The following is a 16,202-nucleotide window of genomic DNA, read 5'->3' as shown; positions in this document are numbered from 1 at the left end:
GGATCGCCTATGTCGCGCCGCTTACTTGCTCCCTTCCCCCTGGCTAGCTTGTGCGCCAGCCTTTGCCTGATGGGCGTAGCCGGCACCGCGCCGCCGCCGGCCGCGGCCGCGAGCGCCGCCGCGCAGCCGGCCGTGCCGGCGCCGCAGGCGGTGCTGGCGATGATGGAGCGGGTGGCCGACTGGCAACTGGCCCATCCCACCACCTATCCCGCCGACGACTGGACCGAAGGCGTGGGCGACGCCGGCTTCATGGCGCTGAGCGGGATCTCGGGCCAGCGCAAATACCGCGACGCCATGCAGGCCCGGGGCGAGCAGGCCGGCTGGCAGCTGGGGCCGAGCCGTTATCATGCCGATGACCAGGTGGTCGGCCAGACCTATGCCGAACTGTATCTGCAAGTGCGCGATCCGCGCATGCTGGCGCCAATGCGCAGCCAGTTCGACGCGGTGCTGGCGCAGCCGCGCGAAGGCACGCTCGACTTCCTGGTGCCGGGCGTGCTGCACCGCTGGTCGTGGTGCGATGCCTTGTTCATGGGCCCCCCGACCTGGGCGCGCCTGAGCGCCGCCACCGGCGATCCGCGCTACCTGGAATTTGCGATCAGCCATTGGTGGAAAACCTCGGACTACCTGTACGACCAGAGCGAGCACCTGTATTTCCGCGACAGCCGTTACTTCCAGCAGCGCGAAGCCAATGGCAAGAAAGTGTTCTGGGGACGCGGCAACGGCTGGGTCATGGGTGGGCTGGCGCGCATGCTGCAGTACATCCCCGACAACCATCCGGAGCGGCCGCGCTTTGTGGCGCAATTCCGCGACATGGCCGAACGCATCGCCGGCCTGCAGCAGGCCGACGGCCTGTGGCGCGCCAGCCTGCTCGACCCGGGCAGCTACCCGAACCGCGAAACCAGCGGCACCGCGCTGTACACCTATGCGCTGGCCTGGGGCGTGAACCAGGGCTTGCTGCCGCGCGCCGTGTACGGCCCGGTGGTGCAGCGCGCCTGGCAGGCGCTGAGCTCGCATGTCGAAGCCGACGGCCGCCTGGTGCATGTGCAGCCGATCGGCCAGGACCCCAAGCATTTTGATCCAGCCTCGACCGATGTGTTCGCGGTCGGCGGCTTCCTGCTGGCCGGTGGCGAAATCTACCGCATGGGCCTGGAGCAGGGCGGCGTGCGGCAGGTCGCGGTCGCCAACCCCGGCGCCCTGCGCCGCCAGGAGGAGAGCCTGGAAGTGCCGGGCGCGGGCGCCGACATGGCGCTGGTCGACAGCCTGACGGCGCGGGTGCTGCCGGTGCAGGCCACCGAGCGCGGCCTGTTGTTCCAGGCCGACCTGGCGCCGGGTGAAACGCGCCGCTACCTGCTGTTGCCGCGCAGCCGGCTGGCGGCCCAGCCGCCGGTCGATGCGCGCGCCCACGCCCGCTTCGTGCCGGAGCGCATGGACGACTTCGCCTGGGAAAGCGACCGCACCGCGCACCGCGTGTACGGCCCGGCCATCATGACCGACCCGCGTGAAATGCTGGTCAGCAGCGGCGTCGATGTCTGGTCCAAATCGGCGCACCGGCTGGTGCTGGACGAGTGGTACCGGCGCGGCGACTACCATCTCGATCGCGGCGAAGGCCTGGACTTTTACCACGTGGGCCAGACCCGCGGCTGCGGCGGCTTGGGCATCTACGACGGCCAGCGCCTGCACGTTTCGCGCAACTACAGCAGCTGGAAAGTGCTGGCGGACGGCCCGCTGCGGGCGGTGTTCGAATTGCGCTATCCGGCCTGGGACGCGGCTGGCCGCCAGGTCGAGGAAACCCGGCGCGTGTCGATCGATGCCGGCAGCAATTTCAGCCGCATCGAAAGCCGCCTTGCCAGCCCGGGCGCGGCGCCGTTGACGGTTGGCGTCGGCATGGTCCGGCGCGACGGCGCCGGCCAGTATCGCGAAGACCGGCGTGGCTGGATGAGCTATTGGGAGCCGCAGCACGGCGCCGACGGCAACGCCGCCTGCGCCATCGTCCTGCCGGGCGCCACCGGCTTCGTCGCCCAGCAAGGGCAATATCTGGCGCTGGCGGCGGCCACGCCGGGCCAGCCGCTGGTCTATTACATGGGCGCCGGTTGGAGCAAGAGCGGCGATTTCCCGGACGCGGCGGCGTGGGAAGCCTACGTCGCCAACCGCGCGGCGCGGCTGGCGGCGCCGTTGGCCGTCAGCGTCTCGCCGTAAGCCCGGCACCATGCGCAAGCATCGACAACGCTGGCTGACGGGGGTGGCGCTGGCCGCCAGCCTGGTGACGGCCAGCGCCACCGCAGGCGAGCCCTACGGCGACCTGCTGGCGCGCTGGCAGGCGCGCCTGAACGGCGGGCCGGCGCTGGTGCGCGACGACGCGCTGGTGGCGCCGCTGCTGCAGGCCCAGGCGCGCCAGGCCCAGGCGTGGCTGGCCAGCATGCGTGTCCCGCAGGCGGCGCTGCCGCTGTGGGATGACGCCGCCCAGTTTGCGCATCCGCAGGGCTTGCTGGCGTCGGCCTGCGTCACCACCAACGCGGCGCGGCTGGCCCAGATGGCGCTGGCCTGGGCCACGCCCGGCACGCCGTCCTATCAGGATGCGGCGCTGGGCGCGGCCGCCGTGGCCGGCCTCGACTGGCTGGTGCGCCAGCACTACAGTGCCGGCCGCGCGCCCGTGGGCAATTGGTGGGACTGGCAAATCGGCGCCCCGCTGCATCTGTTGAATGCGCTGGCCATGCTGGAGCGGCGCGTGCCGCCCGAACTGGCGCAGCGCACGCTGGCCGCGGTGGCCTGGTTTGTCCCCGATCCGAACTGGCGCACGCTGCCTGACGGCCGCCCCGGCCCGGTGCTGGAAACCGGCGCCAACCGGCTCGACAAGGCCCTGCTGGCGATTCTGCACGGCATGCTGGCGCGTGACGGCGCCCGTATCGGCGCCGGCCGTGACGCCATCGGCGCCGCGCTGCAGGTCGTCGATCACGGCGACGGCTTTTACCGCGACGGTTCCTTTGTCCAGCATGGCGACATCGCCTACACCGGCAGCTACGGCGCGGTGGCGCTGGCCGACCTGGCGCGGCTGCTGTATCTGCTGGATGGCTCGGCCTGGCCCTTGCGCGATGCGGACGCCGGCCAGGCGCTGCGCTGGGCCCGCAGCGCCTTCGCGCCGTGGCTGATCGATGGCGCCATGCCGGACGCGCTGCGCGGCCGCAAGCTGTCGGCCAGCGAGCTGAGCGACCACCTGGTCGGGCGCGGCGTGATCGCCAGCCTGGCCAGCCTGGCGCAGCAGGCCGGGCCCGACGATGCGGCCGCGCTGCGCGCCGCCATCAAGGGCTGGATGGTGCGCGACCACAGCTTCGGCCCGTCGTATCTGGGCGCACCGGGCGGTCCGGGCGTGGCCGGCCTGGCGCCGTATGAGCTGGGGCTGCTGCAGGCGATCGGCGCCGACGCCGGCATACCGCCCGCGCCGGAAGCGCCGGGCGCGCGAGTGTATCCCTCCATGGACCGGGCGCTGCTGCGGGGCGCCGGCTTTGCCGCGGTGTTGAGCATGAGTTCGCCCCGCATCAGCGCCTTCGAATTCGGCAATGGCGAAAACCTGCAGGGCTGGTGGAGCGGCATGGGCATGCTGGCGCTGTACGACGCCGACCAGTCCCAGTACGGCCACGGCTACTGGGCCATGGTCGATCCGCGCCGGCTGCCCGGCACCACCACCGACCACAGCGGCAGCGGCCGGCCGCAGGAGTGGCGCCCGTCTCGCAACGACCAGGCCTGGGTGGGCGGCGCGGCGCTGGGGCGGGATGCCGCGCTGGGCATGGCGTTCAGCCTGCGCGGCGTGACCGGCTCCGACCTGGAAGGCAAGAAGTCGTGGTTCCTGCTGGGCCAGCGCATCGTGGCGCTGGGCGCCGGCATCCGCGCCAGCGCCGCCGGGGTCGAGACCATCGTGGCCAACCGCCGGCTGGGCGATGCCGCCGGCGCCATGCTGCTGGTCGACGGCGTGGCATTGCCCACCGGCGCCGCCGACGGCGCACGCTGGGCCCATCTGGCCGACCCGGCCGCAGGCAGCGCGCTGGGCATGCTGTTTCCGCAAGGGGCCGCGCTGCGCAGCGAGCGCGGTGAGCGCCGCGGCAGCTGGCGCGACCTGAACGAGCAGCAAAGCGCGGCCGTGCTGGCGGCGCCGTTCCAGAGCCTGGCCATCGCCCATGGCGCGGCGCCGCGCGCTGGGCGTTATGCCTACGTGCTGCTGCCCGGCGCCAGCGCGCAACAGACGGCGGCGGAAGCGGCCGCGCCGGCGCTGCGCATCGAAGCCAATGACGAGGCGGTGGCCGCCGTGGCCGATCCGGCGCGCGGCGTGTATGCCGCCAACCTGTGGCGCGCCGGCCGCGCGCCGCGCGCCGGGCGGCCCTATCTGCAGGCCAGCGGCGCCGCCGCGGTGGTGCTGCGCCAGGCCGGCGGCCAGCTGGAGTTGGCGCTGGCCGATCCGGCGCGCGCCGGCGGGGTGCTGGAATTGCAGCTGGCCCAGCCGGTCGCCGCGCTGCTGGAGGCCAGCCCCGGCGTCAGCGTGCTGGCGCTGGCGCCGGCACTGCGCCTGCGCATCGCGCTGGACGGGGCGGCCGGCGCCACGCTGGGCGCGCGCTTCCGTCTGCCGGACGCGCCTTGACAGCGGCCGGGGCGGCCTGCAACATGGCAACGCCTGTGGTTTTTTGGTACGGGCGCTGGAAAAGGCTTGCTGGCGAACCAGGTGGCTGGTATCGTTAACACAAAGGATCGCCCTGAAGGCGGTCGATCACTCGGATGAGGCGGTATGAAGCAGAAATCGGTAACCCTGGTGCAAGTGGCGGCAAAGGCGGGCGTGTCCGTGATGACGGCCTCGCGCGCCATTTCCGGCGAAGGCTATGTGTCCGACGACACCCGCGCCAAGGTGCAGGCCGCCGTCGCCGAACTGGGCTATGCGACCAATACGCTGGCGCGCATGATGAAGGGCGGGCGCACCAATGTGATCGGGGTGGTGGTCAACGACCTGGCCTCGGTGGTGGTCAACGCCTTTGTCTCGGCGCTGACCGAGGAGGTGCGCAAGTACCAGATGGACATGTTCATCTACAACTCGATCGACGACCTCGACCAGCAGGCCGGACGCCGCCACCGCGATTTGCTGCATGGCTTGTGGGATGGCCTGATCTATGTGCTGCCGCGCATGAGCGACGATTACCTGGCCACGCTGGAAGCGAGCCCCAGCCCCATCGTGCTGGTCAATTTCTGCCGCCGCGAGACCAGCTTGCCGGTGGTGTTGGGCGACAATTACAACGGTGCGCGCGATGCCGTGGCCAGCCTGGTCGGCCTGGGCCACCAGCGCATCGCCTTTATCCGCGGCACCCATTTCAGCGGACAAAGCGCCGAACGCGAGCGCGGCTATCGCCAGGCCATGCACGACGCCGGGTTGGCGATCGACGAGCGCTGGGTGGTGCAGGGCACGTTCAGCGAGCTGTCCGGCCTGGAGGCGGGGCGGGCGCTGCTGGCGCTGGACCAACGGCCGACGGCGATCTTCGCGGCCAACGATGAAATGGCGATCGGCTGCATGAATGCGCTGCGCGCCGCCGACGTCGCGGTGCCGGGCGAGATCTCGCTGGTCGGCTTCGACGATGTGCAGGCGGCCAGCCTGGTGCAGCCGCGCCTGACCACGCTGCGCCATCCGATCGCGCAGATGGCGCAGGCGGCGGTGCAGGAATTGATGCGCCGCATCCAGCAGCAGCCGGGGCTGCGCCAGCGCATCGAGTTCCCGAGCGAACTGGTGATACGCGAATCGGCCGCCGCCGCCCCCCAGGTGGCTGCGGCGCGAGTCTCCCGATCCCGCAAGACAGCGGGGTCTTGAATGGACATGCCCGGCGCGGGCCGGGCATGTCCATTTTTTTTCGGCAGCGTGTGATAACGTTCACATAGCCGGTGGCACAGAATTTGAGCGGGGCGCCAGGCGTTTCATTCAATGGGGAAATCCGAAAGTCAGATATATCGGAAGCAGTTCTTATATTATTCAAACGAGGAGACATGATGAGAGCAGACCAACAAGACAAGGGCGCGCCACTGGCGCTGCGTCCACTGAGCTACGCGGTGGCACTGGCGGTGCTGGGCATGGCGGGCAACGCCATGGCGCAGCAGGCCCCCGCCCAGGGCAGCGAGCTGCAACTGGACCGGGTGGTGGTGACCGCCAATAAGCGGGCCCAGAACCTGCAGGACGTGCCGGCCGCGATCACGGTGCTGAGCGACGCCACCTTGCAGCGCGAAAACGTCAAGGGCATCGACGACCTGCCCAACCTGTCGCCGGCGGTGACGGTCAGCTACAGCAGCCATCCGGGCAACTACAGCATCAATATGCGCGGCATCGGCACCTTCTCGTTCGGCATCGGGGTCGAGTCGGACGTGGCCGTCATCGTCGACGATATCCCGCTGGCGATCCAGGCCAATGCCTTCAAGGACTTGACCGACGTGTTCCGGATCGAAGTGCTGAAAGGCCCGCAAAGCACGCTGTACGGCAAGAGCGCGATCGCCGGCGCGCTCAACATCACCACCGCGCCGACCCGCGGCCCGATGCAGTTCAAGACCAGCGGCTACTACAGCAGCGACAAGGAATCGCGCCTGTCGGCCACCGTCACCGGCTCGGTCAGCGACACCCTCAGCATGCGCCTGGCCGCCAGCAAGACCAACTTCGACGGCCTGGTCAACAACCTGCACGACGGCAGCCATCTGAACGGCAACGCCGGCCAGTCGCTGATCGGCAAATTCGACTGGGCCCCGGTCGAGGGCCTCGACGTCGTGATCAGCCCGCGCTACAACGACACCAAGAATACCTGCTGCGTGATGCCGTTCACTTCGGTCAGCCCGGGCGGCTACTACAAGAAAAATCCGCTGCTGCCGATCGCCACGGTGCTGCCGGGGGTGAACTTCTCGTCGACCAATGTGGACGTCGTCAACGACTTCCAGAACGGCGGCAACTCGCACGACGCCGGCCTGGGCGTCAAGCTGAACTACACCTTCCAGGAAGGTTCGGCGCTGGCCGACTACACGCTCAGCTCGATCACCTCGTACGCCAACTACAGCATGTTCGACGCGCAGGACGGCGACGGCACGGCCACCGACGTGGTGCAGTATGAAACCCCGGCCGGTTTCCACGGCGGCCTGCAGCAGTACGGCAAGTTCGGCACCCAGGCGCGCAGCCAGGAATTGCGCCTGACCTCGCCGGACAAGGGCGCGTTCCGCTACGTCGCCGGCCTGTGGTATGGCGACAACCGGTTGCAGCGCGCGCTGACCCGCGGCCCGATCACCACCTACGTCACGGCCTGGGAAGCGACCGCCTTCAACACCAGCTATGCCGCGTTCGGCCAGTCGTCGTGGAGCATCACGGACAAGACCAGCCTGCTGACCGGGGTGCGCTTCAACCGCGAGAAGATCGGCTATACCTACACCCGCTACACGCCGCCGCCGGCAGCCCGGGTGCGGACCGAATACTACCAACGCGACGACACCGAGAACAAGGTCACCGGCCGCATCGGCCTGGAGCACCAGCTGACCCCGGACCACATGGTCTACGGCCTGGTCTCGACCGGCCACAAGGGCGCCGCCTACGACCTGACCAGCAGCTTCGGCGCCGCCAACGCCGCGCTGCCGCCGGTGCCGGGCGAGAACGCCAAGAACTACGAGCTGGGCGCCAAGCTGAGCCTTCTGAACAACCGGGCGCTGGTCAACCTCGCGCTGTTCCGCACCGATTTCACCGGCTTCCAGCAGTCGGCCGGCGAGGTCGACGCCGACGGCATCTTCCGCACCACCTTGCACAGCATCGGCGCGCTGCGCACCCAGGGCCTGGAAGTCGATGCGATGATGAAGGTCAGCCGCGAGCTGTCGCTGAATGCCGCCATCGGCCTGGTCGACGCCAAGATCCGCGACTTCCCGAACGGTCCCTGCTACACGGTGCTGAACGCCGACCACAGCGCCGTGGTGCCGAACGCGGCCTGCTCGGTCGACCCGCGCTTCAACAACACCAAGGTGCAGAACCTGTCGGGCAAGGTCTTGCCGAACGCGCCGAAGATCAAGCTCAACCTTGGTGCGCAGTACGAGCTGAAATTGGCCGAGCAAAGCTTCGACGGTTTCCTCAACGGCAGCTATCACTGGCAGAGCGAAACGCAGTTCGGCCTGAACCAGGACCCCGGCACCATCCAGGGCGCGTATGGCATCGCCAACCTCGGCCTGGGCATCAAGGACAAGGGCGGCCGTTATACACTGAGCCTGTTCGTCAACAATTTGTTGGACCAGCGCTATGCGGCCAACCTGGCCAACACCCTGGCCAATCCGACGTATAGCACGGCGAGCACCATCGTCAACACCACCTCGTGGACTCCGCCGCGCGACTACACCCGTTACTTCGGTGTGCGCCTGGACCTGGCGTTCAAGTAAGCTGTAGCACTAGGAAGGGCGGCCGGCGGGCCGCCTTTCTTTTGTCGGGCCATCCAAGCGCCCGGTGACTGGAGACTGATATGAATGAACGACGCCGCGCGTTGCGCTCGCTTGCCGGCCTGGGCCTGGCCACGCCGCTGTCCGCGCTGGCCGCGCCCCTGGCCGCCGCGCCGGACCGGGGACGCGCCGAACTGGCCGTCCTGCAGCGGAAAATCAACGGCCACGCGCAATTGCCGCCGACCTTCAATCCGCTGGCCGGCAATCCGCTGCGCACGCGCGCCGATGTGGTGCGCGGCATCAAGGACCTGTATCTGCCGCTGACGCCGTATTACTCGCAGGGCGGGGCGCGGGTCCGGCTCGATCCGTCGGCCACCATCTTCGACCAGGCGGCGGTGGACCTGGAGGGCTTTGCCCGGCCGCTGTGGGGCCTGGCGCCGCTGGCGGCCGGCGGCGGCGCCGACTTCGTCGACTGGGAACTGCTGCGCCGCGGGCTGGCCAACGGCACCGACCCGCAGCACCCGGAATACTGGGCAGCCTGCGCCGACCGCGACCAGCGCATGGTGGAACTGGCCGCCGTCGGCTTTGCGCTGCGCCTGATTCCGCACCTGCTGTGGCAGCCGCAATCGGCGCGCGCCAAGAAAAACATCGCCGCCTATCTGCAGAACGCCTATGGCCGCAGCTTCATCAGCAACAACTGGATGTTCTTCCGCCTGATGATAGGCCTGGGCCTGCGCGCGGTCGGCGAGCCGGTCGATGTGGCGCTGATGGCGCAGTACGAGCAAGCACTCGGCGCCTTCTACCTGGGCCAGGGCTGGTACCAGGACGGCGCCTTTCCGCGCGCCGACCACTATGTGGCGTTCGCCTTCAATTTCTACGGCGCCCTGTACAGCCGGCTGGGCGCAGGCCTGCCCGGCGCCCAGCGTTGCGGGCAGCGCGCGGCGGAACTGGCGCCGCACTTTGCGCACTGGTTCGCCGACGACGGCGCCGTGATACCGTTCGGCCGCAGCCTGACCTACCGCTTCGCCTGCGCCGCCTACTGGTCGGCGCAGGCCTTGACCGAGACCCCGGCAATGGGGTGGGGGGAGCTCAAGGGCATGATCCTGCGCCACCTGCGCTGGTGGTCGCGGCAGCCGATCGCCCATCGCGACGGCGTGCTGTCGCTGGGCTTTGCCTACCCCAACCAGCAAGCCACCGAGACCTATAGTTCGGCCGGCTCGCCGTACTGGGCCTTCAAGGTGTTTGCCTTCATGGCGCTGCCCGAGCAGCATCCGTTCTGGACCACGCCGGAGCAGGCGCTGCCGGCCGAGCGCGGCCCCGCCACGCTGCCGCAGCCGGGCATGCTGCTGTTCCATCCGGCCGGCGACGCCATCGCCCTGTGCAGCGGCCAGGAGGAAATCAAATCCTGGCTGCGCATGGGCGCCGAGAAGTATGCGAAATTCGCCTACTCGGCGCACTACGGCTTCAACGTGGAAACGGTGGCCAACCAGTACGAGTCGGCCAGCTTCGACAACATGCTGGGCTTCAGCCGCGACGGCGTGCATTTCCGCGTGCGCGAAGGCAACCAGGTGGCCATGATCGCCGACCAGCTGCTGTATGCGCGCTGGTCGCCCGACGAGGACATCACGGTCGAGACCTGGCTGTTGCCGGCCTCGCCGTGGCATATCCGGCTGCACCGCATCCGCAGCGCCGTCTCCTGCCACGTCACCGAGGGCGGCTTCGCCATCGAGCGCCGCGCGCATGGCCAGGCGCAGCAGGGCGAGGGCAGCGCCTGCCTGGTCACGGACCAGGACCTGTCCGGCATCCGCGACCTCGGTTCCAGCGTGGCGCGCAGCGGGCGGGTGCTGGAGGCCGTCCCCAATTCCAACCTGATCAATCCGCGCAGCAGCGTGCCGCAATTGCGCGCCACGCTGGCGCCCGGCGTCAGCCTGCTGTTGACGGCGGTGCTGGCGCAGCGCGATCCGCCGGCCGGCCTGCTGGCATGGGAGCGGCCGCCGGCGGCGCCCGCCATCGAGGCGCTGGAGCGCATCATCCGCGACAGCGGCGTGGCGGTCGGCACGATGCGCCGTTGAGCGCGCCGCAGCGGCGTGGCGTGGCCGACACAGCCGCGCCGCTTGCGCGCCATTCCCGCCCCTGGCGGCCCGATCGGCCTTGGGATTCCGGCACACACTGCCGTATAGTAAGGGCAGTGTGTGCCGGAGATGACAGGTGATCAAGCAACTGATGGAGGCGGCCCGCCATATGCGCGGCGGGTGGATAAGCTTGTGCGCGCTGCTCTTGCTGGGAGATTTGGGCTGGTCGCTGAAAGAGCGCGCGGTGCAGGAATTGTTCAAGGCGCAGCTGATGCTGTTCAGCCAGAACGCGATCCTGTTGAATGTGCTGCTGGGCGCCTTGCCGGCGCTGGCGGCGTTGACCATCAGCCCGGCCATCGGCGCCTGGAGCGACCGCAGCGCGACCCGCTGGGGGCGGCGCATTCCCTTCCTGCTGCCGACCAGCCTGTTGACCGCGTGCGCCATGCTGGGCCTGGCGTACAGCGAAGCGGCGGGCCGCGCGCTGGCCGGCAGCGCCGAGCCCACGCGTGCGATCGTGGTGGCCATGGTGGTGTGCTGGAGCGTGTTCGATGTCGCCACCTGCGTCGGCAACACGCTGTTCCTGGCGCTGATCAACGACACCGTGCCGCGCCACATCCTGGGGCGTTTTTGCGCCTTGTTCCGCATCGTCAGCCTGGCCACCGGCGCCGCTTTTTTCGCCTGTTTTTTCGATAACAGCCTGACTTCCTGGTTCCGGCCCTTGCTGATCGGCCTGGCCGCGGCCTATCTGGCGGCGATGCTGGCGGTGTGCCTGGGCGTGCGCGAACCGGCGCCGGGCGCGCGGGCGCCGGCCGCGGCGGCGGGGCCGGCCGGCGAGCTGGCGCTGCTGTTCGCGGCGGTGGCGCTGGCCGCGATCGCGGTGCTGCCGCTGAATATCAACAGCTACAATGCGCGCGCCCAGTTCGGGGTGGATGCGGCCAGCTTCGGCCGCGCCATCGCGCTGACCTATGGCATTTCGATCGTGCTGGCCTGGCCGCTGGGCTGGCTGGCCGACCGTTTCCATCCCTTGCGGGTGGGCGGCGCCGTGCTGGCGCTGTATGCGCTGGCGATGCTGGGGGCCTGGGCCGGCGTGGCCGGGCGCAGCTCCTTCCTGGTGGCGCTGGTGCTGCACGGGGTGTTGGCCGGCGCCTTCCTGACCGGCACGGCGGCGCTGTTGCCGGCCATGCTGCCGCAGGCGCGCTTTTCGCAACTGGCGGCGCTGTCGGCGGCGGCGACGGCGCTGCTGGCGGTGGTGTCGACGGTGGCCATGGGCGCGGCGCTGGACGGCGCCGGCCATGACTACCGGCTGCTGTTCCTGGTCGAGGCCGGCGTGGCCGGGCTGGGCGTGCTGCTGTGGTGGCGGCTGTTGCGGCGCCATGCGGCCGCGCGGCCGGCGCGCGGCCGGGCCTGGGTTCAGTCGTAGAACGGGCCGGTGCTGACGAACGGGCCGCCCTGGTACTGGCTGGCGCGGTCGTCGGCGGCCGGATAGGCGGCGCTGTCGGGGAACAGGTGGGCATGGACGCGCGAACTGTGGCGCGGCCGGTAGCCCAGGTGCGCGGCCTTGCTGTTGTTCCACCACAGCGCGTCGTTGTCCGACATGCCGTAGGCGATGGTGTGGCCGACGCGCGGCGCGAACAGCGAGCAGCGGATCAGCTCGATCAAATCCTCGTAGTGCAGATAGGTCACCATCATGCGCCGCGTGGCCGGCTGCGGGAACGCCGAGCCGATCCGCAGGCACACGGTTTCGAGGCCGAAGCGGTCGTAGTAGAAACGCGCCAGCTGCTCGCCAAAACATTTGCTGACGCCGTACAAGCCGTCGGGCCGGGTCGGGCTGTCCGCGTCGAGCTGGGTGGTGGTCGGATGGAAGCCGATCGCGTGGTTGGAGCTGGCGAACACCATGCGCCGCACGCCGGCCGCGTGGGCCGCCTCGTACAGGTGGTGCACGCCGACGATGTTGGCCTGCAGGATGGCGTTCCAGCCGGCCTCCACTGAAATGCCGCCGAAGTGCAGCACCGCGTCGACGCCTTCCAGCAGCCGCAGCATGGCGCCGCGGTCGGCCAGGTCGGCATAGACGATTTCCTCGCCGGGACCGGCCTGGCCCAGGCCGTCCAGGTCGGACAGCCGCACTACCTCGGCCCACTGGTGCAAGTGCGGTCGCAATACGCGGCCGAGGCCGCCGGCGGCGCCGGTCAGCAACAGGCGCTGGAAGGGTTTGGGGTGGTCACTCATGGTGTGCTGGTCTCCGGGACTGGGTGGATGGGGGCGCGCGCCGGGCGCTGTCGGGTGTCAGGCAAGCGTGGCCGCGTCAAGGTGTGCGCTGCGCTCAGCATGGCTGCGGCGCCGCGTTGCGGTGGCAGGCGCGCGCGTAGCGGGCCAGCACCTGGCCCACCTTGTGGCGCACCAGCGCGTCCGGGGTGGCGCGCAGCGCGCCGCTGCGCACCGCGGCCAGCTGCTGCGGCAGGTATTGGCTCAACAGCGGCAAGGGCAGCGGCTGCGCCGCCAGGTTGGCGTGCAGCCGCGCCAGCGCGGCCTGCACCGGCGGCTCGTTCCAGTAGTAGCGGCTGCGGTCGCTGAGCGCGAACTGGCGCAGCAGGCGCAATTGCGCCGGCGCGCCGGTGTAGTGCTTGTGCCAGTGGCGCGGCTGCTCCTGCATGCAGCGGTCCAGTACTTCCTCCAGATGCGAACGCTGCTCGACCGGCACCAGCGCCGCTTCGATCGCGGCCAGCGCGAAGCACGCTTCGCGCAGCGCATGGGTGGCGGCCGGGCCGACCTTCAGGATGGCGAAGTGGTCGCGCACCAGCGCATGCAGCGCCGCTTCCGACTGGTAATCGGTGGAGTGGGCTTCGTACACCAGCGGCTGGCCATGCAGCATGGCGGCCAGGCCGCTGGCCGCGGCCGGATCGTAGTCCTGCACCTGGCTGTGGTCGAAATCCACCCCCGGCTGCACCACCAGCGCGACCACGCGCTGCCAGGCCTCGCCCAGCCCGCGTTCGCCGAACGCCAGCCGGTGCGCCGCCAGCGTGGCGGCCGCCGCTTCCGGGCGGGTGAGCTCGACCCCGTTGTCGAGCGCGGCCTCGCCGCCGGGCGGCGGCACTTCGGTGCCGACCACGTACATCGGCGGCGCCCGGCCGGCGGCGGCGGCGGCCTGCTCGGCCACGGCCGCCAGTTCGGCGGCGCGTGCCGCCACCAGCGCGTCGGGCAGGGGCAGGGGATCGCCGGCGCAGGCCATGCTGCAGTCGAGGTGGAGCTTGCTCAAGCCGGCCTGCGCATAGGCGCTGATCAGGACCCGGGCGTGCCGCATCGCCAGCTCCGGCGGCAGGTGCTGCCAGCTGTTCGGGCCCAGGTGGTCGCCGCCCAGCAGCAGGCGCTCGGGCGGAAAGCCGGCCTGCCGCGCCAGCGCGTGCACATAGGCGACGAAGTCGGCCGGCCGCATGCCGGTGTAGCCGCCGAACTGGTCGACCTGGTTGGAGGTGGCCTCGATCAGCAGCGGGCTGTCATGTTCGAGCGCGACGGCCATGGCGGCCAGCAGCACTTGGGCATTGGTGCAGCACACGCTGGCCAGGCCGACGTGCTGGCCGGCCTGGCGGGATTGGATGAGTTGGGACAGGATGGTCATGCGTACTCCGTAACAAGGTGGGCGCTGGCCTGGCGGGCCAGCAGGGCGGCGCCGCGGGCGCCGCCGGCGTCGCCGAAGGTCGGCGGCAGAATGGGGGGCGGCTGCAGGCCGCCCAGCAGGTGGGGCGCGATCGCGGCGGGCAGCCCGCGGTACAGGTGCGGCAGGCGCGACAGGCCGCCGCCCAGCACGATCACATGCGGATCGTAGGCCAGCACCAGGGTGGCGATGGCGGCCCCCAGCAGTTCCAGGTGCAGCGCATACACCGCCTGCGCGGCAGGGTCGCCGGCCGCGCGGCGCTCGGCCAGTTGCGCCGCGCTGGCGCCGGCCTGGCCGGACAGGTGCTGGTGCAGCGCGCTCACGCCGCGGCCGGACAGGTAGCGCTCCAGGCAGGCGCTGGCGCCGCAGCCGCAGGGCCACGGCGGCAAGCCATGGCGCGCCAGCAGCGCCGGCGCCAGCGGCCAGTGGCCCCACTCGCCGAGCACGCCCTGGCGGCCGGCCAGCAGGCGGCCGTCGGCGCAATAGCCGGCGCCGGCGCCGGTGCCGAGGATCAGGCCCAGCATGCTGGGCTGGCCGGCGGCCGCGCCGCCATGCGCCTCGGACAGCGCGAAGCATTGGCAGTCATTGCCCATGACCACGATGCGCCGCAGTTGGGCGCGCAGCGCCGGCAGCAGCTGGCGGCCGCACAGCGCCGGCACATTGGTGCTCAGGTGGGCGCCGCTGGCGGCGTCGACGATGCCGGGGATACCCAGGCCCAGCGGCGCGCGCATGCCGAGCTCGGCGTCGGCGGCCAGCACCAGCCCGGCCAGCGCCGCCAGCAAGGTGTCGAAGTCCTGGTGCGGGGTGGCGATGCGGCGCCGGTACACCACCTGCAGCGCGGCGTCGCAGGCCACCAGTTCGATCTTGGTGCCGCCCAGGTCGATGCCGTAGAACAGCTCAGGGGGCCGCATAGGGATACACCGTCACGCCCTGCACCACGCGGTTGACGCTGCCGTCCGGGAAGGGGTTGTCCGGCGTCAGCCCGAGCCGCAGCGACTGGTGCAGCGCCAGCACCTGGGCAAACAGCACATAGACCGGGGCCCGCCAGCAATCGTCCAGCCAGGCCGCGTCCAGGTCGATGCAGTCGACCGCGCCGGCCAGGCCGTCGCGCCGCAATTCGTCCAGCAGGTCCTGCTGGTAGCGGCGCGCCTGCGGCTCGCTGCTGGAGAACAGGAACACCAGCGTGTCGGCGGTCAGCATGGCCTTGGGGCCGTGGCGGAAGCCGAGCGGCGAATTGGCCACCGCCAGGATGCGGCCGGCGCTCAACTCCAGCACTTTGAGCGACGCCTCGCGCGCCAGCGCTTCGAGCGGGCCGCTGCCGAGGTAGACGATGCGGCCGGTGGCGCGCTGGCCCAGCGCCCGCCAGTTCTCGGCCTGCTGTGCCAGCCAGTGCGCCGCCAGCGCGGCCAACCGGCCGATGCGCTCGGCCGCCTGCGCCGGCGCGGGACGGCCCAGCAGGGCCAGCGCCGCCAGCAGCATGGTGCTGAAGCTGGAGGTCATGGCGAAGCCGCGGTCGCAGCTGGCCGGCGGCAGCAGCCAGGTCATGCTGTCGGCGCGGCCGGCGTTGGCGCGCGCCAGCTGGCCGTCGGCGCTGCAGGTGAGGTTGAGGAACTGCGCGCCCGGCGCCTGGGCCCGCACCAGCTCGACCACGCCCTGGCTTTCCGGGCTGTTGCCGCTGCGCGCGAACGACACCACCAGCAGCGGCCGCCCGGCGCGCAGGAACAGCGCCGGATGCGACAGCAGGGTGGTGCTGTGGATGGCGCGCACCTGGGCCGGCCAGGCCGCTTCCAGGCTGTCGGCCAGGATCTCGCCGATATAGGCCGAGGTGCCGGCGCCGGTCAGGATCACCTGGCCGCGCGGGTCGGCCAGCGTGGCCTCCAGCGTGGCGCGCCAGGCCGGCGGCAGCGCCAGCAACTGCTCGGCCAGCTGCCGCCAGACGGCCGGTTGCTGGGCGATTTCCTGCGCGGTGTGCAGGCCGCCGCACGCGTGCCAGCGGGCGGTTGCCAGGGTGTGCAAATGGGTCATGGATGAACTTCCTGTGTTAACGTTATCTTTTTTGAGCGATGAGAAATGGT

10 protein-coding genes are annotated in these 16,202 nt (G+C 70.6%); 6 read left to right on the top strand and 4 right to left on the bottom strand.

The genetic code is table 11. The features are described from left to right. The first annotated feature begins 9 nt into the window (after positions 1 to 9). The 6 genes from AC07OK_RS01370 (at position 10) to AC07OK_RS01345 (ending at position 11,898) form a co-directional block, all read left to right on the top strand. Positions 10 to 2,196 (top strand): glycoside hydrolase family 88 protein, encoded by a 2,187-nt coding sequence (locus AC07OK_RS01370; RefSeq protein ID WP_494688623.1) that lies wholly within the window; start codon positions 10 to 12, stop codon positions 2,194 to 2,196. 10 nt (positions 2,197 to 2,206) lie between these two features. Further along, entirely contained in the window at positions 2,207 to 4,627 is a 2,421-nt protein-coding gene (locus tag AC07OK_RS01365; RefSeq protein ID WP_494688622.1) for a polysaccharide lyase 8 family protein, read from the top strand. A 144-nt stretch (positions 4,628 to 4,771) separates the two neighbouring features. Continuing rightward, a complete protein-coding gene (locus tag AC07OK_RS01360; RefSeq protein ID WP_494688621.1) occupies positions 4,772 to 5,836 on the top strand; it encodes a LacI family DNA-binding transcriptional regulator in 1,065 nt (354 codons plus the stop codon). A gap of 176 nt (positions 5,837 to 6,012) precedes the next feature. Then, positions 6,013 to 8,409, top strand: coding sequence for a TonB-dependent receptor (locus AC07OK_RS01355; RefSeq protein ID WP_494688620.1), 2,397 nt, complete (start codon positions 6,013 to 6,015; stop codon positions 8,407 to 8,409). A gap of 80 nt (positions 8,410 to 8,489) precedes the next feature. Further along, a complete protein-coding gene (locus AC07OK_RS01350) occupies positions 8,490 to 10,478 on the top strand; it encodes a DUF2264 domain-containing protein (protein ID WP_494688619.1) in 1,989 nt (662 codons plus the stop codon). A gap of 136 nt (positions 10,479 to 10,614) precedes the next feature. Next, positions 10,615 to 11,898 (top strand): MFS transporter, encoded by a 1,284-nt coding sequence (locus AC07OK_RS01345; RefSeq protein ID WP_494688618.1) that lies wholly within the window; start codon positions 10,615 to 10,617, stop codon positions 11,896 to 11,898. Here the strand turns inward: AC07OK_RS01345 and AC07OK_RS01340 are convergent. The 4 genes from AC07OK_RS01340 to AC07OK_RS01325 all read right to left on the bottom strand — a co-directional run bounded on the left by AC07OK_RS01340 (position 11,889) and on the right by AC07OK_RS01325 (position 16,152). Next, complete coding sequence (locus AC07OK_RS01340; RefSeq protein WP_494688617.1) at positions 11,889 to 12,704, bottom strand: NAD-dependent epimerase/dehydratase family protein; 816 nt, start codon at positions 12,702 to 12,704, stop codon at positions 11,889 to 11,891. The genes AC07OK_RS01345 and AC07OK_RS01340 overlap by 10 nt on opposite strands. A gap of 94 nt (positions 12,705 to 12,798) precedes the next feature. Next, positions 12,799 to 14,091: a D-tagatose-bisphosphate aldolase, class II, non-catalytic subunit gene (locus AC07OK_RS01335; RefSeq protein ID WP_494688616.1), complete on the bottom strand. Its 1,293-nt coding sequence runs from the start codon at positions 14,089 to 14,091 to the stop codon at positions 12,799 to 12,801. Continuing rightward, positions 14,088 to 15,038: an ROK family protein gene (locus tag AC07OK_RS01330; protein ID WP_494688615.1), complete on the bottom strand. Its 951-nt coding sequence runs from the start codon at positions 15,036 to 15,038 to the stop codon at positions 14,088 to 14,090. Before AC07OK_RS01330 ends, AC07OK_RS01335 begins: the two co-directional genes overlap by 4 nt. Beyond that, positions 15,025 to 16,152, bottom strand: a complete 1,128-nt coding sequence (locus tag AC07OK_RS01325) for an SIS domain-containing protein (protein WP_494688614.1) — start codon at positions 16,150 to 16,152, stop codon at positions 15,025 to 15,027. Before AC07OK_RS01325 ends, AC07OK_RS01330 begins: the two co-directional genes overlap by 14 nt. Between the last annotated feature and the right edge of the window lie 50 nt (positions 16,153 to 16,202).

Source organism: Duganella sp. GW821-FHT07G03, from assembly GCF_059418605.1.
This window is presented reverse-complemented; position numbering and strand designations above follow the sequence as displayed.

What these genes read in the sequence shown, in the direction of transcription:
- AC07OK_RS01370 (WP_494688623.1), top strand. Translation starts at nt 10, where the DNA reads ATGTCGCGCCGCTTACTTGCTCCCTTCCCCCTGGCTAGCTTGTGCGCC.
- AC07OK_RS01365 (WP_494688622.1), top strand. Translation starts at nt 2,207, where the DNA reads ATGCGCAAGCATCGACAACGCTGGCTGACGGGGGTGGCGCTGGCCGCC.
- AC07OK_RS01360 (WP_494688621.1), top strand. Translation starts at nt 4,772, where the DNA reads ATGAAGCAGAAATCGGTAACCCTGGTGCAAGTGGCGGCAAAGGCGGGC.
- AC07OK_RS01355 (WP_494688620.1), top strand. Translation starts at nt 6,013, where the DNA reads ATGAGAGCAGACCAACAAGACAAGGGCGCGCCACTGGCGCTGCGTCCA.
- AC07OK_RS01350 (WP_494688619.1), top strand. Translation starts at nt 8,490, where the DNA reads ATGAATGAACGACGCCGCGCGTTGCGCTCGCTTGCCGGCCTGGGCCTG.
- AC07OK_RS01340 (WP_494688617.1), bottom strand. Translation starts at nt 12,704, where the DNA reads ATGAGTGACCACCCCAAACCCTTCCAGCGCCTGTTGCTGACCGGCGCC.
- AC07OK_RS01335 (WP_494688616.1), bottom strand. Translation starts at nt 14,091, where the DNA reads ATGACCATCCTGTCCCAACTCATCCAATCCCGCCAGGCCGGCCAGCAC.
- AC07OK_RS01330 (WP_494688615.1), bottom strand. Translation starts at nt 15,038, where the DNA reads ATGCGGCCCCCTGAGCTGTTCTACGGCATCGACCTGGGCGGCACCAAG.
- AC07OK_RS01325 (WP_494688614.1), bottom strand. Translation starts at nt 16,152, where the DNA reads ATGACCCATTTGCACACCCTGGCAACCGCCCGCTGGCACGCGTGCGGC.